The sequence below is a fragment of the Pseudomonas asuensis genome (assembly GCF_014646755.1).
GTDB classification, from domain to species: domain Bacteria; phylum Pseudomonadota; class Gammaproteobacteria; order Pseudomonadales; family Pseudomonadaceae; genus Chryseomonas; species Chryseomonas asuensis.
Map to the genome: position 1 here is coordinate 41,111 of NZ_BMNW01000008.1, position 26,080 is coordinate 67,190.

Genomic DNA, 26,080 nt, shown 5'->3' on the forward strand with positions numbered 1-26,080 from the left:
TATCTCTGCACCATGCGTGCAATAAAAAAGGCTTACCTTGGTAAGCCTTTTTTATTTGTCTCTTCATGTCGTAAAGCCTGATTATCCAGACGCCGAGCCTTGGGCAGGATGAGTTCCTGTTTCGACCAATGTTAGCCTGGGCTTGGTCGACCCAACCGTAGCTGATTCACTAAGAGGCAGTGTCACGCTAAAGGTTGACCCCTGCCCTTCGACACTACTGACACTGATAGCGCCTCGATGCGCCTTGACGATCTGATCAGCGATATAAAGCCCGAGCCCTAGGCCCGCAACACCCTCACTACCGCTGGCACGCTCAAATTGCCGGAAAATACGTTCTTGGTTCTCGGCTGAGATACCGATGCCAAAATCTCTCACACTGAGCACAGCACAGCCGTCTTTGACTTCCAGTTTCACATGGACCGGTTTGCCTGCGCCATAACGCATGGCATTGGTCAGCAGATTGGCAACAACCTGTTCAACACGGAACTCATCCCACTCCCCCTCGATGTATCCGGGAAGCTCTAACGTAACATCACAGCCTGTTGCATTGAGCTGCGGCATGAAGTTTTCAACGATACTGGCGACCAGCTTAACAAGATCGAAACGCGAGGGCCGGATAGAGAGCTTACCTGTACGAATGCGAGATACGTCGAGCATGTCATCAATCAAGCGCACCAGCTTTTGGACCTGGCGCTCGTCCCGCTCAACCATCTCCATGAGCTTTTCAGGCGTAAACGCTGCCATGTTATTTTTGCCCAGGTAGATTTTGCGCAGCTGTGCTTCGAGAATCAGTGTATTCAGCGGCGTCTTGAGTTCATGCGAGACAATAGACATAAAGTCATCGCGCATTCGCACGGCATGCTGTAGGTCGACCTGAGTCTGGCGTAGCTCAGCGAGCAGCACTTCCTGCTCCTGCCGGCTACGCTCCAGCGCCTCCAGCTGGCGACGCATCCCCTTGCGGTGCCGGTACAGGTCCACGAATACACTGACCTTGCTTTTGACGGCATGTATGTCGAGCGGCTTGTAGAGAAAGTCTACTGCGCCACTCTCATAGCCTTTAAAGGCATAGTTGCGGTCATGCCCTGCTGCACTGACAAATACAATCGGAATGTGCTTGGTCTTCTCTGTGCTTCGCATCATTTCAGCAAGCTCAAAGCCATTCATGACCGGCATTTGCACATCCAGAATCGCAAGGGCGAATTCATGCACAAGCAGCAGCTCAAGCGCTGCCTCTGCAGAGCCTGCCTTGAATACAGCCAGATCCTCATGTTTCAACAATGCCTCGAGTGCCAAAAGATTCTCTGGAAGGTCGTCAACGATGAGAATCTTTGCTGCATTCACTTCTTTAAGCATTGTTCTGTTCCAGCTCGACGAGCAATGTATTAATGTCTCTGACAGGCAAAACAAAGTCAGGGGTAAACAGCTTAAGAGCAGCTTCCGGCATCGTGGGCACCAAGGCCTCAGCCGGATCCTGAACAATGGTCATTCCACCGGAACGATGGATTGCCCTCAAGCCTGCCGCGCCGTCCTCGTTGGCCCCGGTCAGGAGAACCCCGCACAGGTGCTCGCCAAATACGTCTGCAGCACTTTCGAACAACACATCGATTGAAGGACGGGAAAAGTGCACGCGCTCTTCCCGGCTCAAAGAAAGCGTCCTGTCTTGTTCAATTAGCAGATGGTACCCAGGCGACGCAAAATACAGCGTACCCGGATGTAACGGTTCCTTTTCATCTGCTTCCTTGACATCTATCTCTAGACGCGCCCGGAAAATCTCCGCTAGTTTACTGTCCTTACCTTCGGGCATGTGTATTACCACGACGATAGGCAGAGGAAAGTTCTTGGGCAGTCCGACCAATAATACACTAAGTGCCTGTAGCCCACCTGCGGAAGCGCCTATCACAATTGCTTCAATCTGCCGCTGCGCCAATGAAAAAACAGTATCCGACTCCTGTTTCATGGCGATTATAACCGCCTGAAAAGGCGTTCTTTTTTTACAACCGGCTCGAAATGGCCAGCATAAGCAGAAAAGTCGAGTGACTCCTTGCTACCCAACCCGAGAAAGCCCCGGTGGCATAGCGACTCATGAAATAAGCCGAACGCGCGATTCTGTAAGCTCTTGTTGAAGTAGATCAGCACATTTCGGCACGAGATAAACTGTGTTTCAGAAAACACCATGTCCGTTGCAAGGCTATGGTCAGCAAAGGTGACGTTGGTCATCAGTGCCTTATCAAATAAGGCTCCATCGTAAGCCGCTGTGTAATAGTCGGAAAACGAGCTTTTACCGCCGGCCTGCTGGTAACTCTGTGTATATGTACGTACCCGTTCCAGAGGGAAAACACCCCTTCGCGCACGATCCAGAGATTGTGGATTGATATCGGTGGCGTAGATCAATGTACGGTCTAGCAGTCCTTCTTCTTTGAAGAGAATGGCCATGGAGTAGACCTCCTCCCCTGTACTGCAGCCGGCAATCCAGATCTTGAGCGAAGGATAGGTCTTGAGGACAGGAACTACATGTTCTCGAATCGCCAGGTAATAGGTAGGATCGCGAAACATCTCGCTGACTGGAATCGTCAGGAATTGAAGCAATTCGCTGAAGAGCTGCGAATCATGCAGCACGCGGGCCTGTAATTCTGAAATGGTTTCGCATTCGAATTTTGACAGTGCATGGAGCACCCGGCGCTTGAGTGAAGCGCCGGAATAGTCCCGAAAGTCGTAACTGTACTTGAGATAAATACCCTCGATGAGCAAGCGCAGCTCAATATCCAGGGTACGGTCGGGACACATGGTTACAGCTTCTCCAGTGATGGCATCCATACCCTGATTAATGAGAACAGACGATTCAGATCAACCGGCTTGGCCAGATAATCATTCGCGCCGGCACGCAGGCATCGATCCTGGTCGTCCTTCATGGCTTTAGCGGTGATGGCAATGATGGGCAGTTTTTGCAGGTATGGAATCTTGCGGATTTCCTGCATGGCCTGATAACCGTCCATCATGGGCATCATGATATCCATGAGCACAAGGTCGATGCCTTCAATTGTTTGTACTTTCTCTACGGCTTCAAGGCCATTACGAGCGATCTCGACAATGGCACCTTTTTGTTCGAGCGCACTGGTCAAGGCAAAGATGTTGCGTACATCATCATCCACCAGTAGAAGCTTGCGCCCTTCGAATGCCTTGTCACGGCTGCGGGCGGTCTTGAGCATCTTTTGACGCTCAGGTGGCATGTCGGCTTCGATCTTGTGCAGGAACAGTGTGACCTCATCCAATAGCCGCTCAGGTGAGCGGGCACCTTTGATGATGATCGAACGCGAATACTTCATCAGGTTCGCTTCTTCATCACGTGTCAGGCTGCGGCCGGTATAAACGATGACCGGCGGGAAGGAGCAGATCTCTTCGTTAGCCATCCGTTCGAGTAACTCGTTGCCTTCCATATCGGGCAGCTTGAGATCGATCACCATGCAGTCGTAAATATGGGTGCGCAATAACTCAAGCGCCTCCTGACCAAACTCAACGGCTGTGATCTCCACATCCGAGTCACCAATCAGCTTGGTAATGCTGTCGCGCTGCAACGCATCGTCTTCAACCAGCAGAATGCGCTTCATTTTCTGCGAGAACTTGGCTTCGAGTCGGCTAAAGACAGTCTTGAGCTCATCACGAGTGGTGGGCTTCATGGCATAGCCAACGGCCCCCATATGCATGGCTGCCTCGACCCGATCCTCAACCGATACCACATGCACCGGAATATGCCGTGTACGGGGATTTTCCTTGAGGCGTTCCAAGACAGTTAGACCTGAATGGTCTGGCAAGCGCATATCCAGCAGGATGGCATCCGGCGTGAACTCGGTTGCGATATCAAAGCCTTCATCTGCTGCGTGTGCGACGAGACAGCTGTACTTCAGCTCATGGGCCAAGTCATACAGGATACGTGCAAACTGCGGCTCATCTTCAATCACCAATACCTTGCGATCCGGGAACGGAAAGCGCTCCCGGTCATCCGGGAAGGGTCTTGGACGAGTCGGACTTATTTCGTCAGCAACCGGCTCTGGCGCCGATGACTGCGCGGCCACAGCAGGAGCAATAGCGGTAGGAGCTGGCGAATCAACTGCTAAACGTGGCGCAGGCGCAGCCTGAGCACGTGGAGCGGTAGCATCAGCCATGAGCGGCTGCTCATACTGCAATGGCAGGCGCAGGGTAAAGGTGCTGCCCTGCTGCGGAACGCTGTGTACTTCGATGTAACCGCCTAATAGCTTGGCTAGATCGCGAGAGATTGAAAGTCCTAAGCCTGTGCCACCGTAGCGACGGGTCGTAGCGCCATCGGCCTGACGGAAGGCCTCGAAGATAACCTCTTGCTGATCCGCTGGAATACCAATACCGGTGTCAGTTACCGCAAACGCTACCTGATTTTCCTCAAGCGCAACCTTGAGCGTAACGCCGCCTCGCTCAGTAAACTTGAACGCGTTGGAAAGCAGGTTTTTGAGAATCTGCTCGATACGCTGCCGGTCCGAGTACACAAAGCCCGGCAGGTCATCAGCAAGATTAACCGTAAAGGACAACTCACGGCTATCAGCCACTGGGTTGAATGAGTTTCGCAGGGTATCGACAACACGCTTGACAGAGACCTGCTCAGGTCTGATTTCCAGCATGCCTGCTTCGACTTTGGAGATGTCGAGGATATCGTTGATCAAATTAAGTAGATCATTGCCGGCAGAGTAAATGGACTCGGCAAAGCGGACCTGCTCGGACGTGAGGTTGGCATCCGTATTGTCGGCCAATAGCTTGGCCAGGATAAGCGAGCTATTAAGCGGCGTCCGTAGCTCGTGGGACATGTTGGCCAGGAACTCGGACTTGTACTGGCTGGCGCGCTCAAGTTCGCGGGCTCGCTCCTCCAGCTCGCTTTGAGCAGCATTGAGCAGATTGTTACGCTCATCGAGCATGTCGCGCTGTTGTTGCAGCTCATGGGTCTGCTCGGAGAGCTGCTCGTTGGTCTGCTCAAGCTCAGCCTGTTGCTGCTCAAGATGCACCTGGGACTCCTTGAGCGCGCGGGACTGCTCCTCTAGCTCTTCGTTCGCCGTGCGAAGCTCTTCCTGCTGTACTTGCAGCTCCTCATTGAGCTGCTGAGTCTCAGCGAGCAGCTTTTGTAGGCGCTGCCGGTACTTCCCGGCCTCGATAGAGGAACCAATCGCCGCTGAGACGAGCTTGAGCAGCTCGGTATCCCGTGCTTCCAGGCTGCGCGTAAAGCCCAGTTCGACAACACCGTTAACCATGCCATCGCTTTCGATTGGCACGATCAGGGCCGCGGCAGCTGTGGTTTCGCCAACAGCCGAGCTTACTTTCAAGTAATCACGCGGTAGATCCTTCAGTTCGATAATGCGTGACTCAAGAGCCGCCTGCCCAACCAGGCTTTCTCCTAGGGCGAGCGTACGCCTTGTAGAAAGGTTTTCTTCGCTCAGCGCATATTCGGCCACACGCTCCAGCCTACGACTGTCGTCCTGGACGATATAGATCGCGCCAGCAGAAGCCCCCAAATAACGCGCCAGGAATTGCAGGATGCTTTGTCCCAGCAATGGCAAGGTTTGTTGGCCAATGACCTGCTCGGAAAGTTGCATTTGTCCGGCGCGATACCAGGCTTGCCGCTGCATCTGCTCGGTGTGATCAAGCTGTTGATCCAGTGCAGTGGTGTACGTGGTCGATAGACGTGTCAGTTCACGGCGGCCCAGGAAGGCCAGCAGGCCGCTCAGCAGAAGACTCACGCTCAGGAACGAGGCCACAATGATGATTGTGGCCTGGTTGGCCGTTGCACTACGTTCGGCGCGCTGTTGCTGCTCCAGAGCAATGAAATCATTAAAATCTCGGCGAATGGCATCGATTATGTCTTTGCCTTCACCGTCACGCACATGCCTCATGAAGTCGCCGTTCTGCTGATTCAGCGCAATCATGCGTGTTGCATACTCGCGCCACGAACGATGCAGGCTTTCGATACGTTCAAGTCGGCGTAGCTGGACTTCATTGTCTGAAACCTGGGCCTTTAACTCATCCAGCTGGTTCTGAACTGTAGGCAACGCGCGCTGATAGGGCTCAAGGAAAACAGGATCATCGCTTAGCAAATAACCGCGCATTCCTGTTTCCAGATCTACCACCAGCCTGAATATGTTATTGCTGCTGCTGATAACCCGATCGGTATGCTCGATCCATTGGTTAACGGAAAGAAGGTAATAAACGATAGCAACGAAAAATGCTGAGGTAAGAAAACCGATCCCTAAAGGCAGGGTCAGGTTACGGCTCAGGATTCGACGAAAGCTTTGCTGATCGACAGGCGACTCACGATTCATGCGTTACTCAATATCTGTCATGAATGAAAAAGCGGCTACCTGCTGCAAGGCAGCCGTCGTACCGGCAAGCATGCACAAAAAAATGACAAGCGAAGCAGCCGGCCTTTAATTAATTAAAGGCCGGCTGAATTATGCATGGGCTGGTTTAACGCCGGGCAATAATCCAGACCGCATGAATAATGCCTGGAATATAGCCCAAAATGGTCAGCAGTATGTTCAACCAGAAAGCGCCGCCCAGACCAACCTGGAGGAATACGCCTAGGGGCGGAAGGATGATGGCGCAGATGATTCTGATCAGGTCCATTTGCAAGCTCCTCGTAACAGGCCGTCGAAACTGGTTATAGGACCTGTCATGCAGAGGTCGGTTCCTCGAATAGCAGGCAGAAAAAACCCCGCCGAAGCGGGGCTTTGCAGACTATGGAGGATTTCCGTATCGGCGCCATCCTGGCGCGATCCTCTAACTCCCTGTTTTAACTGAGGCGCTTCCTGCGCTGAACTCGATAGCCAGATGATATTCCCTAAAAACGTAGGGTTAATAGAGCCAAGTCATGCAACATCCTGTAAGTATTTGCTTACATCAGAACTGTGCTGCATCCAGCTCATACAAGACGTCACTGCCTGCTTTTACTGAGGCCGTTAGTGAATGGATACGAGGCAGCAAGCGTGCAAAATAGAAGCGTGCTGTGGCTATCTTGCCAGTACGTAAGTCATCATGATCACTCTTCAACGCGGCCTCTGCCATGCGCACCCACAGGTAGGCGTAAGCGGTATAACCGAATACATGCAGGTACTCGACAGAAGCGGCCCCTATCTCATTCGGATTGGACGCAGCTTCATTCATAACCCATTCGGTCAGGGCATCTAGATTGTTCAGTGCTTCACGCAGTGGCGCGTCAAATTCGGACAGTTTGCTATCCAGAGTCTCAAGATAAGCCCTGATTTCTTCCGAGAAAGGTCGGTACAGACTGCCAGCCGACCCTACGACTTTGCGTCCCATCAGATCCAGTGCCTGAATACCGTTGGTGCCTTCGTAAATCTGGGTAATACGTACATCTCGGACCAGCTGCTCCTGCCCCCACTCACGAATGTACCCATGCCCACCAAAGATCTGCTGGCCATGCACACAGATTTCGAGCCCCAGATCCGTCAGGAAGGCTTTGGCTACAGGGGTCAACAAAGCCACCATGCCCTCAGCACGTGAGCGTGCCTGTGTATCCGTGCTGAATTTGGCAATGTCGAGCTGCATTGCAACATAGGTAGAAAATGCGCGGCCACCTTCATTCAAGGCTTTCATGGTCAGCAGCATGCGACGTACATCGGGATGAACGATAATAGGATCTGCCGCTTTATCGGGCGCAGACGGGCCGGTTGCAGCACGGCTTTGCAAACGCTCACGTGCGTACTCAACGGCGCTCTGATAGGAACGCTCCCCTGCCCCCAATCCCTGAATCCCTACACCCAGGCGCTCGTAGTTCATCATGGTAAACATGGCGGCTAGCCCCTTATTGAGCTCGCCGACCAGATAGCCTCTGGCACCATCAAAATTCATCACACAGGTACTGGAGCCATGGATACCCATTTTGTGCTCAATGGAACCACACGCCAAAGCATTGCGCGCGCCAAGGCTGCCGTCTTCGTTGACCAGGAATTTAGGGACGAGGAAGAGTGAAATACCCCTGGAGCCAGCGGGTGCGTCCGGCAGTTTAGCTAACACGAGGTGGATGATGTTCTCGGTCAGGTCATGCTCGCCAGCAGTAATAAAGATCTTGGTGCCCGTAATGGCATAGCTGCCATCGGCCTGAGGTTCAGCACGAGTACGAATAATCCCCAGGTCTGTGCCAGCATGGGGTTCGGTCAGGCACATGGAACCCGCCCATACACCGGAGTAAAGGTTAGGCAGATAACGTGTCTTTAGTTCTTCGCTGGCATGCGCGTAGATGGCTAGGCAACCGCCGGCTGTGAGCATAGGATACAAGCCAAAGGACAAACTGGCCGCGTGAACCATTTCCTCGACCTGAGCGGAGATCACTTTGGGCATGCCCATACCGCCGTACTCAGGATCTCCCCCTACACCTACCCAACCGCCTTCGGCATAAACACTGTAAGCCTCCTTGAAGCCCTTTGGCGTAATGACCTCGCCATCTTCCCAGCGACAGCCCTCTTCATCCGCGTTACGGTTAAGGGGTGCAAGGGTACGGGCTGCCACCTTGGCGGCCTCTTCCAGAATGGCGTCGGCCATCTCGGCATCGACTCGTTCCGCCAGTGCGGGTAATTGCTGCCACGCTTCCTGTACTTTGAAAACATCGTTGAGCAGGAAACGGATATCACGTAGGGGAGCTTGGTAGTCAGCCATGGAGCGATCCTCCAGCAGAGGCGCAGGGTATCCGGCGCTTTTTTGTGAGTATTCCCTGAGTGTAGCGAATACGCTAAAAGGGCCATAGGTTCATGATGCGACCAGGCAGTCAAACTCAGTCACTCACCTGATGCCTGCTTAACCCTGTAAAAAGGGACGCTATCAGCGCCCCTTTTTATGGCCTTATAGACCCGCCTTTGCTTTTAATCGCCACTCGTGAAGCAGCGGCTCGGTATACCCGTTGGGTTGCTCTCGGCCTTTCAGTACGAGATCTCTTGCCGCCCGGAAGGCATAAGACGCCTCGAAATTGGGTGCCATAGGGCGATAGAGGGAATCGCCTGCATTCTGCTCATCCACAATACGAGCCATGCGCTGTAGCGTTTCAATCACCTGCGCCTGATTAGTCACCCCATGGCGCAACCAGTTAGCGATGTGCTGACTGGAAATACGCAACGTAGCGCGATCCTCCATTAATCCTACGTTATGGATATCTGGCACCTTGGAGCAGCCAACGCCCTGATCTACCCAGCGTACGACATAGCCCAGAATGCCCTGGGCGTTATTGTCCAGCTCCTGTTGGATATCCTCGGCTGACCATTTGGCAGACTCGACAACCGGAATGGTCAGCAGATCATTCAGGAGGCTGTCGCGAGCGGCAGTCGTATCGATCTGCTCTATTTCCTGTTGAACCGTCTGGACGTCAATCTGATGGTAATGCAGTGCATGTAGCGTCGCGGCCGTAGGCGAAGGCACCCAGGCGGTGTTGGCACCTGCCTTGGGGTGTCCAATTTTCTGTTCAAGCATGGCGGCCATGAGGTCGGGCATGGCCCACATACCCTTGCCGATTTGGGCCCGGCCACGCAGCCCGCACGCCAGACCAATTAAAACGTTGTTGCGCTCATAGGCTGCAATCCACTTGGTTCCTTTCATGTCGCCTTTACGCAGCATCGCACCCGCTTCCATGCTGGTGTGCATCTCATCGCCGGTGCGATCCAGGAAGCCGGTATTGATAAAGGCTACGCGGGACGCCGCCTCGGAAATACAGGCCTTGAGGTTGACGCTGGTGCGGCGTTCCTCATCCATGATGCCCATCTTGATCGTATCGGCGGGCAGGCCCAACATAGACTCAACGCGGCCAAACAACTCAGCCGCAAAAGCCACTTCCTTCGGCCCGTGCATCTTTGGTTTTACAATATAAATGGAACCGGTACGCGAATTGCCACGGCGCGCCAGATCATGCAGGGCGATGGTCACGGTCATCACCGCATCCATGATGCCTTCAGGAATTTCCTGACCTTCCCCATAAAGAATCGCTGGGTTGGTCATTAAATGACCAACGTTTCGCACGAACAGAAGCGAACGACCGTGCAAGGTCAAGCTTTCGCCATTGGCAGCAGTGTAGTCACGGTCTGGGTTGAGCGTGCGTGTGAAGCGCTTTTCACCTTTGGTGACTTCTTCAGCCAGATCACCTTTCATCAATCCCAGCCAGTTACGGTACGCCAGCACTTTGTCCTGCGCATCTACGGCGGTGATGGAATCCTCAAGGTCCATGATGGTGCTGACGGCTGATTCCATCAGGATGTCCTTCACACCAGCGCAGTCAGTCTGGCCGATCTGGGAATGGCGGTCGATCTGGATCTCGAAGTGCAAACCATGATGCTTGAGCAGGATTGCGGACGGCTCGGACGCATCGCCCTGGTAACCGATAAAGGCTGAGGGATCGGCCAGCTCACAGGCACCATTCTTCATGTCGACCACGAGGCGGCCGTTATCCACTCGATAGCGTGTCGCTTCTTTATGGGAGCCCTTGGCTAGCGGAACGGTCTTGTCCAAAAAATCTCGCGCATAGGCGATGACCTTGGCACCCCGGGCAGGGTTATAGCCTTTGCTTTTCTCGACGCCCTCTTCTTCCGGAATCGCATCGGTGCCATAGAGCGCATCGTAGAGCGAACCCCAGCGGGCATTGGCTGCGTTCAGCGCATAGCGGGCATTGAGTACCGGTACCACCAGCTGTGGGCCAGCCTGCTGGGCGATTTCGGTATCGACATTAGCCGTGGTTGCCTTAACTTTTCCTGGGTGCGGGAGCAGATAGCCGATGGACTCCAGAAAGCGACGATACGCTGGCATATCCTTGATAGGACCAGGATGGGTACGATGCCAATCGTCCAGCTTTGCCTGAATCTGATCACGCTCGGCCAGAAGCGCCTGGTTGCGAGGTGCCAGATCATGGACCAATGCATCGAAGCCTTGCCAGAAGACTGCGCTGTCGATGCCGGTGCCGGGCAGCACTTGCTCCTCGACGAAACGATGCAGCGAGGTGGCAACCTGTAAGCGATGGCAAGAAGTGCGTTGCGTCATGATGTGATCCTTTCTTCTTATCGATTCAACCCAAAACAGCCGCAGCACCTGCCTTGGCCACCTGTGCATCCTGATCAGCCTTGACGCCCGAGACACCTACAGCGCCAACGACCTGTCCTTCCACCATAACCGGTACGCCGCCCTCCAGCATGCCAGCCAGGATCGGTGCAGATAAAAAGGCGGTACGCCCGCCATTGATCATGTCTTCGAACCCTTTGGACTCGCGTCGCCCAAGTGCTGCTGTGCGGGCTTTCTCCGTGGAGATGTAAGCGCTGGTGGGCGTAGCGTTATCCAGGCGCAGCAGCGCCAGCGGATGCCCGCCATCGTCCACTACCGCAATGGCGACAGCCCACTGGTTGCGCTCGGCCTCGGCGCGCGCAGCGTCCAGGATACGATTCACCTCAGTGACGGTCAGGACAGCTTTGCTTTGCATGCAGATTCTCCACGAGAGGATTGAATGATTCAGAATTCAGAGCGGCATCGACAATCTCGATCCAATGTCGGACTGGTGTACGACTAACACCGCCCAGATGGGTCTGGCAACCGATATTGGCAGTAACGATAAGATCAGGCTTTCCACTTTCGAGCGCGGCGAGCTTGTTGTCTCGCAGCTGACGAGACAGCTCGGGCTGGGTAAGCGAGTAGGTGCCGGCAGAGCCGCAGCACAGATGGGCGTCCGGCACTGGCGACAGTGTATAGCCCAGACGCTGCAAGACTTCTTCTACAGCGCCGCTCAGCTTTTGGGCATGCTGCAAGGTACAGGGACAATGAAAGGCCAACCGGTGATCAGCACTCACCGCCAGCCGTTCCAGCGGCTCGGAACGGATTATTTCGACGATATCTTTTGCCAACTCAGAGACACGTCTGGCCTTGGTGGCATAGGCAGGATCATCCTTCAGCAGATGACCATAATCCTTGACGAAAGCGCCACAACCGCTGGCCGTCTGCACGATCGCTTCCGCACCTGCCTCCACAGCAGGCCACCAGGCATCGATATTGCGGCGGGCGCGATCAAGGCCGTCATGCTGGGCATTGAGGTGGAACTCAACAGCACCGCAGCATCCTGCACGCGGGGCATTGACCACACGGATACCCAGGCGGTCCAGCACCCGCGCCGTTGCAGCATTTGTATTAGGTGACAGACTTGGCTGCACACAACCCTCCAGCATCAGCACATGCCGCTCATGGTGTACTGCTGGCCGCTTACCCGCCGGAAGCGGATCCGCCGGTAGTTTGCTGCGTAGCGCATCAGGCAGGAGAGGACGAAGTGTTTGCCCCGCACGGCTCAATGCTTTGAATAACACAGGATGTGGGAGCACGGTACGAAGACCGGTACGCAGCATGCGCTCACCCAATGAGCGTGGTACGCGACGCTCAAGCTCGGCGCGACCAATATCCAACAGGTTATGGTAGGTCACGCCTGAAGGACAGGTTGTTTCACAGTTACGACAGGTCAAGCAGCGGTCCAGGTGCAATTGGGTTTTCTTTGATACGGCGCCGCCCTCAAGCATCTGCTTGATGAGATAAATGCGACCTCTCGGGCCGTCCAGCTCATCGCCCAATAATTGATAGGTTGGACAGGTTGCGTTGCAGAAGCCGCAATGCACGCAGCTACGCAGCACCCGCTCGGCCTCTGCTGCCTGCGGCAGACGGCGCGCCTCTTCACTTAGGATTGTTTGCATTACAGCTCCGCATACAGTCGACCAGGATTAAACAGCCCATGCGGGTCCATTTGCTGCTTGAGCTGACGCTGATACTTGAGCAGCGCAGGGGCTAATGGGTGGAACGGCTCGCGTTCGTTATCAGGCGTAAAACAGGTGGCATGGCCGCCGAGCTGCTCAATACGATGCCTGAGCGCAGCCGCATCCATATCGCTTTTCAGCCAGCGCTGGGCGCCTGCCCAGTCCATTAACACCGTACCGGGCAAATCCAGCACAGGCGTGTGGTTGGGAAGCGACAGACGCCATAAGGGTCGCGGATCGGCAAAAAACTCCAGCCGGTGCTCGCGCAGGTTTGTCCAGAACGTGGCAGGGAGGGCGTCACCGCCAATTCGATCACGAGCGGCGGCCACAGAGCCTTCGCCTCCTTCCAGGCGGATGTATAGCGCCCGGCCATCATGGCAGGCCCCAGCGAGCGGGATGGCCTGGCGTTCCCACTCGGCTAACTTGATAAGCGCGCGTGAAGGATCAAGTTCTAATTGAAGACTGGCAGACGTTCGGGGTTTAGGCAGAACCTTAAAAGAAACTTCCGTAATCAGCCCCAGACAGCCAAAGCTGCCAGCCAGCAGGCGTGACAGGTCATACCCCGCCACGTTTTTCATCACTTCACCACCAAAGCGCAGGTGCTTGCCCTCGCCTGTAATGATACGAGTGCCCAGAACAAAATCGCGTACCGAGCCAACCCAAGGTCGACGTGGACCGGAAAGCCCTGTCGCCATCATGCCGCCTACCGTAGCGTTCGGCCCGAAATGCGGTGGCTCACAAGGCAGCATCTGACCATTGGCCTCAAGCGCGGCTTCCAGTTCATTCAACGGCGTACCGGTTCTAACTGTGACTACAAGTTCGGTGGGATCGTAGGTCACAATGCCTCGGTGGAGGCGGGCGTCAATTTCTATTCCCTCTACCGGACGGCCCAGGTGCCGCTTGCTGTCGCTGCCCCGAATACGGAGCGGCTGACGTTGCGCTATAGCCTGCTGCACTTCATCTTGAAGTGCTTGGGCAGCATCGTGGGAAGCAGTCATCGCGTCCATCAGAAGCGCTCCAGCTCAGGAAAAGGCAGCTTGCCGTGATGGATGTGCATGCCGCCAAACTCGGCGCAGCGGTGTAAGGTGGGCACGTTCTTGCCTGGATTGAGCAAACCCTTGGCGTCAAACACTTTCTTCACAGCATGAAATAACGTCAGCTCATCGGGCTTGAACTGTGTACACATGGAGTTGATCTTTTCCCGCCCCACTCCATGTTCGCCGGTGATGCTGCCGCCCACCTCTACGCAGAGATCAAGAATCTTACCGCCCAGCGCTTCTGCCCGCTCAAGCTCGCCCGGCTGATTGGCATCAAACAGGATCAGTGGATGCATGTTGCCGTCTCCGGCATGGAATACGTTCGCAACGCGCAGGCCGTAGCGCTCGGACAATGCTTCTATACCCTTCAAAACGCCTGGTAATGCACGGCGGGGGATAGTGCCGTCCATGCAGTAGTAATCAGGGGAGATACGGCCTACCGCCGGAAAGGCATTCTTGCGACCTGCCCAGAATTTCTGCCGCTCAGCCTCGTCCCGGGCCAGACGAATCTCGGTTGCCCCGGCTCGTGCCAATACCTCCCGAACACAATCGCAATCAGCGTGTACGTCCGACTCCACCCCGTCCAGCTCGCACAGCAGAATCGCTTGAGCATCTACCGGATAGCCTGCATGAATAAAGTCTTCCGCCGCCCGGATAGAGAGGTTATCCATCATTTCCAGACCACCCGGGATGATGCCTGCGGCAATGATATCGGCGACTGCACGACCAGCCTTCTCGATATCGTCAAAACTGGCCATCAACACCTTGGCGGTCTGCGGCTTGGGCAAGAGCTTGACGGTGACCTCTATCACTACACCCAAAAGCCCTTCCGAGCCGGTAAACAGTGCCAGGAGATCAAAACCGGGCGAGTCCAGCGCCTCGCTACCCAAGGTAAGTCGCTCGCCCTCCATGGTCACGATTTCGACCTTGAGAATGTTATGAACCGTAAGGCCGTATTTGAGGCAATGCACGCCCCCGGCATTTTCGGCCACGTTGCCGCCAATGGAACAGGCGATTTGGGAGGATGGATCAGGTGCGTAATACAGCCCATACGGGTTGGCTGCCTGGGAAATTGCCAGATTACGCACACCAGGCTGAACCCGTGCGCGACGCGCATCCGGGTCGATCTCAAGGATTCGATTGAATTTGGCCATGACCAACAATACGCCCTGCTCCAGCGGCAGAGCGCCACCGGAAAGACCTGTCCCGGCCCCCCGAGCGACTACAGGCACATTACGCTCATAGCAAAGCCGCATTAAGGTCTGCACCTGCTCGACAGTACTGGGCAGCACAACAGCCATGGGCGTGGTGCGATATGCCGAAAGGCCATCGCACTCATAGGGCTTCAGGTCTTCTCGCTCATGAAGGACCTGAACGCCAGGAAGCGCCGCTTCCAGCGCTTTAATTAGGCTAGCTTTGTCAATCTTAGGCAGTACACCATCGACGCGTTCGTCATACAGGATATTCATTGCCAGATACCGATCTTGTTGTTTTTGTGCCGGAGGGCCTGGCCTTTTCCAGGCCATGAGCTTTTCTTTTACTCCCCGTTTGCCAAGGCGTCTATGCCACTAAAAGCTGGTCAGACCAGTTTTTTATTTTCCAGCCCTAGCCAAAAGTCTTATCGCTCTAGACACCATATGGCTTGACGAAAGATCAGGCGATCATGCTCACTAACACTCTCCCAACTGGTCAGACCAGCACGATGAGTACGATTGAAAGCGTTAAACGTAGACACGTTGCCGATGCGGTCAGCGAACAGATTGAACGTCTGATCGTCGACGGTATTCTGAAAATCGGACAGGCGCTGCCTTCGGAGCGGCGCTTGTGTGACAAGCTAGGCGTCTCACGCGCAGCCCTACGTGAAGGGCTCGGATTACTGCGGGCACGGGGCATTATCGAGACAAGCCAGGGACGCGGCTCTTTCGTAGCCCGACTCAGTGCCTCAAACGACACCAGCCCTCTTCTGCATCTTTTCAGCAGCCAGCCACGAACGCTATTTGACCTGCTCGAAGTCCGCGCCCTGCTCGAAGGCGAAGCCGCCCGGCTCGCAGCCCTCCGCGGCACCGAAGCCGACTTCGTACTGATTGGGCGGCGTTACAAGGAATTATGCGAGGCCTGCGAAAATCCAGAAGCATTGGATGCCAATACCCATGCCCGGCTGGATCATGGGTTCCACCTTGCGATCAGCGAAGCCTCCCATAATCCCGTCCTTGTACATACACTCCAGTCTTTGAACGACCTGCTGCTAGGGTCGGTTTTTGCCTGTATCGCTAATCTTTATCATCGCCCACCCCACCGTAAGCAGATCGATCGGCAGCATACGCGTCTTTATCAAGCGGTAACCCAACGCCTGCCTGACCAAGCACACCGCGCGGCACTCGATCATATCCATAGCATCCGTGACAATTTGCGAGAGATCGAACAGGAAGAACAGCGTCTGGTACGGGCAACGATGCGGCTGGAGGGGTGGGTTTAACCATTCGGGCAGGTTTATTGCCCTATGGCAATTTATGTGACGCATATCACAGTAATATACTGTCTAGTTCGGCACTCTCCGCGCCCTGTTCTTCAAGGAAAGAGGGCTCAGCAGGATGCTGGACGCAAATGAAAGCCATATCACCCTTTCGCTCGACGGCCTGTCGACAGACCTGCAGGTCCTGAGCTTTGAAGGCCACGAGGCCCTCAATCAGCCGTATCGTTTCGATATCGACCTCGTCAGCGAGCAGCCCGACCTTGACCTGGAAAGCCTGCTACACAAGCCGGCCTATCTTGCCTTTGGCCCAAGCGGTTGTGGTGTTCACGGACTTATCTACCGTGCCGCTCAAGGGGACTCGGGTAAACGCCTGACGCGTTACCGTCTCAGCCTTGTGCCTCAACTGGCCTACCTGGCGCACCGCGTCAATCAGCGTATCTTTCAGCAGCTCACCGTTCCCAAGATCATCGAAGCGATCCTCAAGGAGCATGGCCTGTTCGAAGGGGCTTATCGCTTCCAGCTCGGCAAGACGGTCTATCCACCGAGAGATTATTGTGTTCAGTACGATGAAAGCGATCTGCATTTCATCCAGCGTCTCTGCGAAGAAGAAGGCCTGAGCTACCACTTTCAACACAGCGGCAGTGGGCATGTACTTGTATTTGGGGATGATCAGACTGTCTTCCCCAAGCTCTCATCTGTGCCTTATCAGCAAGATTCTGGCTTAGCGGCTCAGCATGAAGTTGTTCGCCGTTTCGGTGTACGGCTGGCAACGCGAACCAGCCGTGTTACACGCCGTGATTACGACTTTGAAAAGCCGCGCCTCTTGATGGAAGCGGCTTACAAGGGTTCATCTTCTTCTCCAGATCTGGAAGATTATGACTATCCGGGCCACTTTACTGACCGTACCCGGGGCAAACATCTTTCCCAGCGTGCACTGGAGCGCCATCAGTCAGATTCGCAGCTGGCAGAGGGGCAAAGCGACGCAGGCTTAATCAGCGGGCATTTTCTCCCCTTAGCCAACCATCCACGTACATCTTGGAATGCCCTCTGGCTCATCCGGGAAGTCTTTCATGAGGGTCGCCAACCTCAGGTATTAGAAGAGTCTGTCACCAGCGACGTCTCCAAAGAGGATGGTTTCACCCAGGGCTACCGCAACCGCTTTACCGCTACCCCATGGGATATCCCCTACCGCCCGGCTCTTGAGCATCCCAAGCCCGCTGTTTTGGGAAGTCAGACGGCCGTCGTGACAGGTCCCCAAGGCGAAGAAATCCATTGCGATGAATACGGTCGCGTAAAGGTCCAGTTTCATTGGGACCGCGAAGGCCAAGCCAACGAGCAGACCAGCTGCTGGCTTCGTGTCGCCAGTAATTGGGCTGGTGACCGCTACGGTGGCATCGCCATTCCCCGTATTGGGATGGAAGTCCTGGTGACGTTTCTTGAGGCTGACCCTGATCAGCCCCTGATCACCGGCTGCCTGTATCACAAGGAAAACGTCGTCCCGTATGACCTGCCCGCTAACAAGACGCGCACCGTCTTCAAAACACTCAGCACGCCCGGCGGTGGTGGGTATAACGAACTGCGCATCGAAGACAAGAAAGGTCAGGAACAGATCTATATCCACGCCCAGCGGGACTGGGACGAGAACATCGAGAACGACCAAAAGATCCGCGTCGGCCATGAGCGCCACGACCGTATCGAGGCGAATAGCTATACGGAATTCAAGGCTGAAGAGCACCACACGACAGATCTGGACCGTAAAACCGAGATCAAGGTCAATGACCACCTTACAGTGGGCCAGAATCAGCACATCAAGCTGGGTAACGGGCAATACATCGAGACCGGTAATGAGATCCACCTGTATGCCGGAAGTAAAGTCGTCATCGAAGCTGGCCTTGAACTGACCGCCAAGGCAGGCGGCGCCTTCATCAAGCTCGACCCCAGCGGCGTTACGTTGATGGGGGCAGCGGTAAACATCAACTCAGGCGGAAGCCCTGGTGTCGGCTCCGGCATTCAGATCCTGGGGCCGCTTGTTCCGTGGGCAGCGGATAGTGATAAGGCGGGGAAACCACCCAAGCTAGCACTAGCCAATGTACAGCTGCAAATGGCTATAAGGGCCCGGCAGTTAGGTGCAAGCCGTTGCCCAATATGCGAGGCATGTCGTGAAGGTGTGTGTGATATAGGACATTCAGCAAGATGAGCACTGTCTACTCGTGGGTCCAAAGCCAAACAAATAAGCAGCGATCACTCTATTTAATTATTGACTCATTAGCCGAACCTAACCCTATACCAGAGCTATTCGGCTCAGGGGCTATCAAGGAATACGCCAATCTTTACCAAGGGACCTCCTATGAAGAGCTTTCTGCTATCGCGCCTTGGCTAATCAGAATTGAAGACATGGGCAACGTAGCTATTCAACGTCTAATTCAACATCCAGAAAGGGACTGGGGCTGGTTAGCCTGTACAGAACTTCATGGATTTTCTGCTATAAAAAAACACCTACAGGACAGAATAGAAATACATGAAGATGAGCAAATATCTCTTTACCGTTTTCAAGACCCCCGCGTAATAGCTAGAAGCCTCGCCTATTTGAAACGTGAACAAGCTCCTTATCTTCTAGGACCCTTTGAAAGTGTTTTATATTGGCACGCGGAAAAATGGAAAGAATATAACAATCCAACCCCCAGCCTCCCTCAGTTACCAGAGCCGCCTTTCCCTTGGCTCTACTCCGAGCCAGACGAGATAAAGCAAGAAATTAAAACCCTAAACTTGGAACAGTGGCTATGGGAAAACCAACCAGCCGAAACAACTGAGCTGGCCAAGCAATTACATATACGCACGTGGCTGAAAGATTGTTTAGCTAAAGCTGAACGCTATCAATGGAAAGATACATATCAGCTATTTTTCCTGCTTATGCAGAACAGATTAAAGCAACTCAATCACCCAGCATGGGAGCCTCTATCAGACGAGCCTCCCCTAGAGCACTTTAATCGCTGCCAGAGTCTCTTTAGGTCTCAAGAAAAATGAAAAAAATTATTTTGCTTTTACTTCTATCAACCCTTACATCTTGTTCTTGGGTTGGCACTTTCATAAAGGAAGGCGCTATTAGTAGTGTCAGTTATTCTAGTAGCAAGCACTTTGATCTAACAGGAAAAATCCCCGAGAACTACTCTTTTCAAACCACTGCCTACTACCAACAGAGCGAACCAGCCACCTGCACTTTTTATAGTGTGGGAGTGGGCGGCTATGTTCCTCGCACTCACATTGAGCAACATCGAGCAGAATACAAAGACAAGCCACAGGACTTTAGCTATCGGATACCGCTGTCGTATCACGAGGCCGGATGCGAAATGAAGTTAGTGAATGTAGACCTAATTGTATTCGCTAAATATAGCCCCAAAGATGGGGATTTTGGTCGCGATGGCGGCCGAATAGGTATTTATACAAATCTGCCTGAAACAGCTAAGCATTTTCCTGCCAGCGGAAGACTGAATTTAAAGGGAAAGTGCATGTGGCTGTTTCGGCTGATGGGTAAAAACGATGTGTTCACTAAAGGCCTTGTATGTCATGGCGCCGACGAAAACTGGCAAGTACCTGACGACTATGATAAGCGTAACGGCGTAGGCACCTCGGTAAGACGCGATGAACTTGACGGAAAAACCATTAACGTTGAGTTCCAAAACTCTAAAGAAGAACGCCCTTACTTCCGGGGTACTTGGTTAAAAACAGAGTCTGGTTGGAAGCCTTGCATTAGAACATCAAAATACGCTCAATGCCAAACCCCGCCTACATTTAGAAAGTTTCGCATGGATGGCCGGGAGTGCACGGTCTACCCAAACTGCACGGAATAAAAACATGGATGAATCATTTGCAAAATTAATTTCCAGCCCGGACCAGAATTGTCCATTAAAAAAGGCTTGGGTTAGTTTCAGATTAGTTGATGAGTTTGGCCAAGGCGAGCCTTATGCAAACTTATCTTACTCCTTAATAGATAGCCAAGGCAGCGAACATACAGGAACTCTTGACGAGAGAGGATATGCCAAAGTCGAACCTATTTATTGCGGCCCATCCATCCTTAGATTCCATGAAAAATATAAAGGAAATATAGATGTTTGGTATGATGATTTAACCCACCGCCAAGGCTTTGCCCTTCCTATCACACAACTACAAGCTGTAGCTGAGCAAACCCAAAGACGAAACAGTAACCAATTAAGCTCAAACCCGAAACTAGCAGCCAAGGAGAATGCTGAATTTTATCGAGTAGAGGTACGTGATCTAGTGGAGTTTACTAGTCATCTCCCCCCTGCATCGAAGATATTAGCACCACGTCCTTCAATCAGACTTGCATCCAATTCAAATCAGCATGACGGTAAATCTTTTGGCATTGGTCTTGCACCTAATAAACATCACCTATTAGAAATCAAAGCTTTAACAGCTTGGCGACCATTACTCTCTCTAACATCAGAATTTTCAGCGCTTGATGCCTATCAACTCTCATTGCTTACTACTCTAGCTTACTCAGATTTTGGAGAGAAATATGCTGAAGGCCAAGATACACCTCCAATTTATCCTTTCCCTGGCAGCATTGGCTATATCTTAAACAGCAGACTGGCACACATTGAAACTGGCGCATTAAATGAAGAGCCTGCGCGCTTTAAAGACGTTACCCCTTACCATCTTATTTTAGAGGAAGTTCCTTACTCCAAAAGGTTAGAAATCATTCCCTTCGATCCACTCTATTACACAAAAGAAAATGAACAAAAAAAACCTTGGCAATTGCACAGTCTAAACGACACAAACACTAATACCCAAGCATATATTAGCCATGATGATCGAATGATTTTAATTGGTATCAGGGGTACGCAAGAGTGGCCAGACTTTGCGCGCGATATAGATGCTAAACAAGTCCCTTATGAAGAAGGCATAGGGCAGGCGCACCGCGGATTTTATAAGGCCTTCCTTGCGGTTAAAGAATTTGTAAAGCCTTACCTATTCAACTTTTACTCTGGTCAAAAGATTGTCGTAAACGGCCATAGTTTAGGGGGGGCCATTGCACTTTTATTAGCTGAATGGCTACGTCGAGAGGAACGTAATTATGATGTATTACTGTACACCTACGGCGCACCTCGTGCTGGCGATAGAAAATTTGTCGAAGGTGCATCCGAACTAATCCATCATCGGCTTGTTAACCATAACGATCCTATTCCAAGTCTACCTGCAACATGGATGGACACAGACCAGCGAATATTTATCCCTGGAATAGCGGCACTTATTACAGGGGCAACTGGAATAGGCGGTGCAGCATTCTTGGCAGGCATTGTCAATTTAAAAGGTGATAATTATCAGCACCACGGGACACTTCATCACTTTCTACCGCTCCCTATTGGCAGAGGGGAAACTACCTCAGTACTTTGGCAACCGGAATGTTCGGGAATCGAAGAAGCCGCGTGTACTTATTATGCAGCCAACATTAAAAATGACATGCCTGACAGAGCGCTATTCATTGCACAGCTAGCTTCCATGTCACAACACTTTACAGTAGCTGGATATGTTCCGGCTTGTCATGCAACGCTGTTACGCTGGAAAGCTAGCGCTGCACAGGGAGGTCAAAGCTTGACCAAACGCGAGCAAGAATGGTTAGAAAAGGAAATCTATAGTTATCAAAAAAACTTAGAGTTATGGGAAAAACAAGCCTGGCAAAAATATGATGCCCTACATCGGCACCAAGAAGTTTCCTTAAGTCTACGCAGGCAGCAATTCGAACAAGCTATTAGCTTCGCCGCTGCCGAAAGGAGGCGTTTACCCCGTACCTTAGGCCGTATCAGGGAGCTAGCTCAAAAGCCTATTTCCCTTGAGAATGTATACGGATCTCAAATAAATAACCCTATACTTTCTAGCCTAATAAGCCGGTGGCAACAACATGATGAAAACCTACCGTCCAAAACACCTCAACTAGCCTCTATACCTAGACCATATAAGCTCAGTTACGTCTAGTTGACCTATAAAAGGCTTAAGCTAACCGCTTCATAAATGCGGTTAGCTGCCAATTACCTAACAAGCATACTGGGAACATCGACATATCAAAAACCAACGTAACGCCAAAGCTATCAGGCATAAAAAAGTCGCCTACAAAACTCTTCAACTTCACAAGAGTTTAAATTGCCCATAGCTAAAAAGTAGAAATACTTTTGCAAATGAGCCATGTCCTCAGTCCGCTTTATCATCCAAGCGAGTCAGCCATGGAGCATGCGGCAGCGGTCCTTAAGACAGTTATGATTCTAAACCCCGATTGCATAAGGCCTTTCATTTCAAAAAGACGAAATGAAGATAGCCGTTAACAAAAGCAAATGTAAGCCATCTCAAAAGAATGAAAATAATAACAGTTTTAGTCTTGAGGCCTAAAAGTGATGATCAGACAAAGCTTTTTAACTGAAACCTATTATAGCCATGTGCATGAGCTCTTAACGGCGGACATTATTAAGCTTGAAAAAGCTGAGCTTACTGCTGACTCAATTTAGCAAGCCGATTCACTGAGGGCCATGCTTATGGCTGACAATGAATTTTTTTCATGGGTATTAAGCTATACGGCTGGCAAAAGACTGTCGGATCTTTCAAGTCAGTTTGAATCAGTAGTTCTTGCCTACGAACGCTACCAAAAAGCACAGGGGTTATTTCAGAGAGACTCCTCAATGTCTCCACTAGGCTTGGAAAATTTAGAAGATTATGAACGCAGCCTCCAGCTTATAAGCATCGCAATACTGATAGGTCGATTAGATTTATTTGAAAGGCTTGTTAATATTATAGATCATAGTTATAGATCAGAAGATGCTCTATATGAAGAGATAGTTGGAAAAATCCAGCCTGGCCGAGCTAATTTGGAAGAATGGTATCATGATCAGCCCTATAGAACCTTACTTGATGCTATTGATGCTATTGATGCTATTGATGCTGAAGATAAACAGTCAGCAGCAAATCTGCTCAGTCAGTACTGTAAAATTTGGTACCCAGCCTTCAAAAGCTGCCCTTGGCATAACAGCCATCTTAGTATGACCTCAACCGAAGGTGCTTACTTCGGTTACTGGGCTTTCGAAGCCGGCGCTGTAGCCTATCTTTATGGCATAGATGACAGTCAAATCAGTCATATGGTTTATCCCAAAGACCTAGTCGCTTATGCTCGGAATCAAAAAAGAGCTGAATGAACCACAACTCAAGGCTTATACAGGAAAACGTTTCCCTTGATCAGGCTGTTGGTTTTAATACCAAGCAGAAACTCATTACAACGTTTCTGCTCGATTATTAGAGACTCAAACAGGATCAAAGATTTGAGGAACCATTCGAATAAAAAGTAATATAGCAAAGCAGGACCGTATGAAGGCACATCTGGTGGTAAATACAGACCCCTATCTGAGATATCCAAGAAGTATGTAGACACACACGGTGTACCTTATGGCTCTTGGTAAAGGGCTTTCCTAAATACACAAATAAATTAAGCTCTTCAAATTAAAGATGCCCACCCATTTAGGTGGGCATCTTTATTAGCACTCCATATACACCACCTGCGTATGGGTATATTCATACAACCCATGCTTTCCATCCGCGCCGCCAATCCCTGACTTGCGTACGCCTGCATGGAAGCCTTGCATGGCTTCAAAGTTTTCGCGGTTGATATAGGTTTCGCCAAAATCAATTTCGCGGCAGGCTTGCATGGCTTTGCTCAGGCTGCGGGTATAGACGGATGAGGTGAGGCCGTATTCGGAATTGTTTGCCAGGGCGATTGCTTCGTCCAGGCTGTCGACTATTTGGATCGGCAGGACGGGACCAAAAATCTCCTCACGCATGATGGTCATGTCTTCGCGGCAGCCGGCCAGCACGGTGGGTTCGTAATGAAACCCTTGGGGGCGGTCTGCGACCTTGCCACCGGAGACGACCGTAGCACCCTGGCTGACTGCCGTACGCACGCGTTCGGCAACCTTATCGAGCCCGGCCTGGTTGATTAGCGGGCCCATTTCTACCGAGGGGTCGGCAAGCGGATCTCCGTAGCGCGTTTCACTCATGGCGGCACTGACACGTGAGATGAATTCATCGGCTACGCCGCGCTCGACATATACGCGCTCGGCACAGTTACAGACCTGTCCGGTATTGATGATGCGTGAGCCGCGGATGGCGCGGACGGCGAGATCTAAATCAGCGTCGGCCAGCACGATAGCCGGTGCCTTGCCGCCGAGTTCAAGGTTGAGCTTGGTGAGGTTGGGTGAAGCCGACGCCATGATGCGGGCACCCGTCGCCACACTGCCAGTAAAGCTGATCATGTCGACACCAGCATGGGCGCTGAGCGTTCCGCCTACTTCTCCCGATCCACTGACGACGTTGAACACGCCGGGTGGTAAGTCCGTTTCGGCGACCAGTTTGGCAAATTCGAAACAGTTGATCGGCGTCTCTTCGCTGGGTTTGATGACGATGGTGTTGCCCGTTACTAAAGCTGGAGCCATCTTGCGGGCAATGAGGAAGAACGGGAAATTCCAGGGCAGGATGCCGGCGACCACACCCAAGGGCTTACGGAACAGAAAAATGTTTTCGTTGGGCCGGTCGCTGGTGATGATTTCACCTTCAATGCGGCGCGCCCACTCGGCCATGTAATCAATGTAATCAGCCGTAAAGTTGACTTCGACTTCAGCCAAGCCGCTGACCTTGCCCTGCTCCTCAGTGATGATGCGCGCCAGCCGAGGCGCATGCTCGCGGATCTTGGCGGAGATTTTGCGCAAGTACCCAGCGCGCTCAATGGCAGGCCTTTTTGCCCAGGCTTTTTGGGCAGTACGTGCGGCCTCAATGGCACGGTTTACATCATCGCCATTAGAGGCAGGCACGTCGGTCAAGCGTGCACCAGTGGCGGGATTGAAAACCCCTAAGTGTTCGCTGCTGGGCTGAAAGACACCGTTGATGAAGTTCTGATACGGTTGGGTCATGGCCGAGTCCTCTTGTTTTAATAGGTTCGCGAAGGCGCGCTGACGGCCGGGCCTTCCTTGTAACGACGCAGGTTATCCAGGGCCGCCTGACGCATCAGGCTGATATCAATGCCCACGGCAATGAACTGACAGCCCCAGCTCTGGTAGCGGCGAGCGTCATCCTCTTGAGGGGCAAGAATGCCGCTGACTTTGCCCGCGGCGCGGGTGGCATCGATGGCGTGCCGAATCTTGGCCTGCACGTCGGGATGACCTGGGTTGCCGGGATAGCCCAACCCCGAGGACAGGTCAGCCGGACCGACAAAGACTGCGTCGACTCCTTCTACCGCGGCAATCGCTTCGACGTTCTCGACCCCCTTGGCCGACTCTACCTGTACGATCAGGCAAAGCTCCTCATGGGCAGTAGCCAGATAATCCGGTACGCCGTCCCAACGGGTTGCGCGGGCCAGCCCACCGCCGACGCCGCGGATACCCTGGGGCGGGTAGCGCATGGCCCGGACCAGTTCGCGCGCCTGCTCGGCTGTTTCCACCATAGGCACCATTAGGGTCTGGACGCCGATATCGAGTAGCTGTTTGATCAGCACGCTATCTCCGGTTACGGCCCGTACTACAGGTTGGGTGGCATAGGGTGCGACCGCCTGGAGCTGGGCCAGGATCGTCGGCACGGTATTAGGCGCATGTTCGCCATCGATCAGCATCCAGTCATAGCCAAGGCTGGCAATGATTTCCGCCGCGTAGCTTGTAGCAAAGCCGGCCCAGATGCCGTAGGTGGTCTGGTCTTTCTTGAGCGCTGCCTTGAAGGCGTTGTGTGGCATCTGCATAAGAAGT

At 52.8% G+C, this 26,080-nt stretch carries 19 protein-coding genes; 6 read left to right on the top strand and 13 right to left on the bottom strand.

What is annotated here, in order from left to right; all coding sequences use genetic code 11:
- Positions 1–81: 81 nt before the first annotated feature.
- From IEX86_RS16955 to glcD, 11 genes are all read right to left on the bottom strand, one after another.
- On the bottom strand, positions 82–1,353 hold the full coding sequence (locus IEX86_RS16955) for a hybrid sensor histidine kinase/response regulator (protein WP_188867331.1): 1,272 nt from the start codon (positions 1,351–1,353) through the stop codon (positions 82–84).
- Positions 1,346–1,957 (bottom strand): chemotaxis protein CheB, encoded by a 612-nt coding sequence (locus IEX86_RS16960; protein WP_188867332.1) that lies wholly within the window; start codon positions 1,955–1,957, stop codon positions 1,346–1,348. Before IEX86_RS16960 ends, IEX86_RS16955 begins: the two co-directional genes overlap by 8 nt.
- A 5-nt stretch (positions 1,958–1,962) precedes the next feature.
- The gene (locus tag IEX86_RS16965) at positions 1,963–2,784 is read right to left on the bottom strand and encodes a CheR family methyltransferase (protein WP_188867333.1); all 822 of its coding nucleotides are present in this window, start codon (positions 2,782–2,784) and stop codon (positions 1,963–1,965) included.
- 2 nt (positions 2,785–2,786) lie between these two features.
- Positions 2,787–6,332 carry a response regulator gene (locus IEX86_RS16970; protein WP_188867334.1) on the bottom strand — a complete coding sequence of 1,182 codons (3,546 nt, stop codon included), beginning with the start codon at positions 6,330–6,332 and terminating at the stop codon, positions 2,787–2,789.
- 145 nt (positions 6,333–6,477) lie between these two features.
- Positions 6,478–6,636 (bottom strand): YqaE/Pmp3 family membrane protein, encoded by a 159-nt coding sequence (locus IEX86_RS16975; RefSeq protein ID WP_122041471.1) that lies wholly within the window; start codon positions 6,634–6,636, stop codon positions 6,478–6,480.
- Between the two features lie 273 nt (positions 6,637–6,909).
- On the bottom strand, positions 6,910–8,685 hold the full coding sequence (locus IEX86_RS16980) for an acyl-CoA dehydrogenase C-terminal domain-containing protein (protein ID WP_188867335.1): 1,776 nt from the start codon (positions 8,683–8,685) through the stop codon (positions 6,910–6,912).
- A 183-nt stretch (positions 8,686–8,868) separates the two neighbouring features.
- On the bottom strand, positions 8,869–11,043 hold the full coding sequence (locus IEX86_RS16985; protein WP_188867336.1) for a malate synthase G: 2,175 nt from the start codon (positions 11,041–11,043) through the stop codon (positions 8,869–8,871).
- Between the two features lie 25 nt (positions 11,044–11,068).
- Positions 11,069–11,476: a heme-binding protein gene (locus IEX86_RS16990; protein ID WP_188867337.1), complete on the bottom strand. Its 408-nt coding sequence runs from the start codon at positions 11,474–11,476 to the stop codon at positions 11,069–11,071.
- On the bottom strand, positions 11,445–12,725 hold the full coding sequence (glcF, locus tag IEX86_RS16995; protein ID WP_188867338.1) for a glycolate oxidase subunit GlcF: 1,281 nt from the start codon (positions 12,723–12,725) through the stop codon (positions 11,445–11,447). Before glcF ends, IEX86_RS16990 begins: the two co-directional genes overlap by 32 nt.
- Entirely contained in the window at positions 12,725–13,783 is a 1,059-nt protein-coding gene (gene glcE, locus IEX86_RS17000) for a glycolate oxidase subunit GlcE (RefSeq protein WP_188867544.1), read from the bottom strand. Before glcE ends, glcF begins: the two co-directional genes overlap by 1 nt.
- 8 nt (positions 13,784–13,791) lie before the next feature.
- On the bottom strand, positions 13,792–15,291 hold the full coding sequence (glcD, locus tag IEX86_RS17005) for a glycolate oxidase subunit GlcD (protein WP_188867545.1): 1,500 nt from the start codon (positions 15,289–15,291) through the stop codon (positions 13,792–13,794).
- Positions 15,292–15,524: 233 nt separating this feature from the next.
- On the opposite strand from glcD, the gene glcC reads away from it, so the two are divergent.
- The 6 genes from glcC to IEX86_RS17035 all read left to right on the top strand — a co-directional run bounded on the left by glcC (position 15,525) and on the right by IEX86_RS17035 (position 23,491).
- A complete protein-coding gene (gene glcC, locus IEX86_RS17010) occupies positions 15,525–16,298 on the top strand; it encodes a transcriptional regulator GlcC (protein WP_188867546.1) in 774 nt (257 codons plus the stop codon).
- Between the two features lie 115 nt (positions 16,299–16,413).
- Complete coding sequence (locus IEX86_RS17015; protein WP_188867339.1) at positions 16,414–18,492, top strand: type VI secretion system Vgr family protein; 2,079 nt, start codon at positions 16,414–16,416, stop codon at positions 18,490–18,492.
- Positions 18,489–19,319, top strand: a complete 831-nt coding sequence (locus IEX86_RS17020; RefSeq protein ID WP_188867340.1) for a DUF4123 domain-containing protein — start codon at positions 18,489–18,491, stop codon at positions 19,317–19,319. The genes IEX86_RS17015 and IEX86_RS17020 overlap by 4 nt, the downstream gene beginning before the upstream one ends.
- Positions 19,316–20,143 (top strand): hypothetical protein, encoded by an 828-nt coding sequence (locus tag IEX86_RS17025; RefSeq protein WP_188867341.1) that lies wholly within the window; start codon positions 19,316–19,318, stop codon positions 20,141–20,143. The genes IEX86_RS17020 and IEX86_RS17025 overlap by 4 nt, the downstream gene beginning before the upstream one ends.
- Before the next feature lie 4 nt (positions 20,144–20,147).
- Positions 20,148–22,286: a lipase family protein gene (locus tag IEX86_RS17030; RefSeq protein ID WP_188867342.1), complete on the top strand. Its 2,139-nt coding sequence runs from the start codon at positions 20,148–20,150 to the stop codon at positions 22,284–22,286.
- Between the two features lie 551 nt (positions 22,287–22,837).
- On the top strand, positions 22,838–23,491 hold the full coding sequence (locus IEX86_RS17035) for a PoNe immunity protein domain-containing protein (RefSeq protein ID WP_188867343.1): 654 nt from the start codon (positions 22,838–22,840) through the stop codon (positions 23,489–23,491).
- Between the two features lie 336 nt (positions 23,492–23,827).
- On the opposite strand, the gene aldA is transcribed toward IEX86_RS17035, so the two are convergent.
- Positions 23,828–25,255 carry an aldehyde dehydrogenase gene (gene aldA / locus IEX86_RS17040; protein WP_188867344.1) on the bottom strand — a complete coding sequence of 476 codons (1,428 nt, stop codon included), beginning with the start codon at positions 25,253–25,255 and terminating at the stop codon, positions 23,828–23,830.
- Between the two features lie 17 nt (positions 25,256–25,272).
- Positions 25,273–26,073 (bottom strand): HpcH/HpaI aldolase family protein, encoded by an 801-nt coding sequence (locus tag IEX86_RS17045; RefSeq protein WP_188867345.1) that lies wholly within the window; start codon positions 26,071–26,073, stop codon positions 25,273–25,275.
- Between the last annotated feature and the right edge of the window lie 7 nt (positions 26,074–26,080).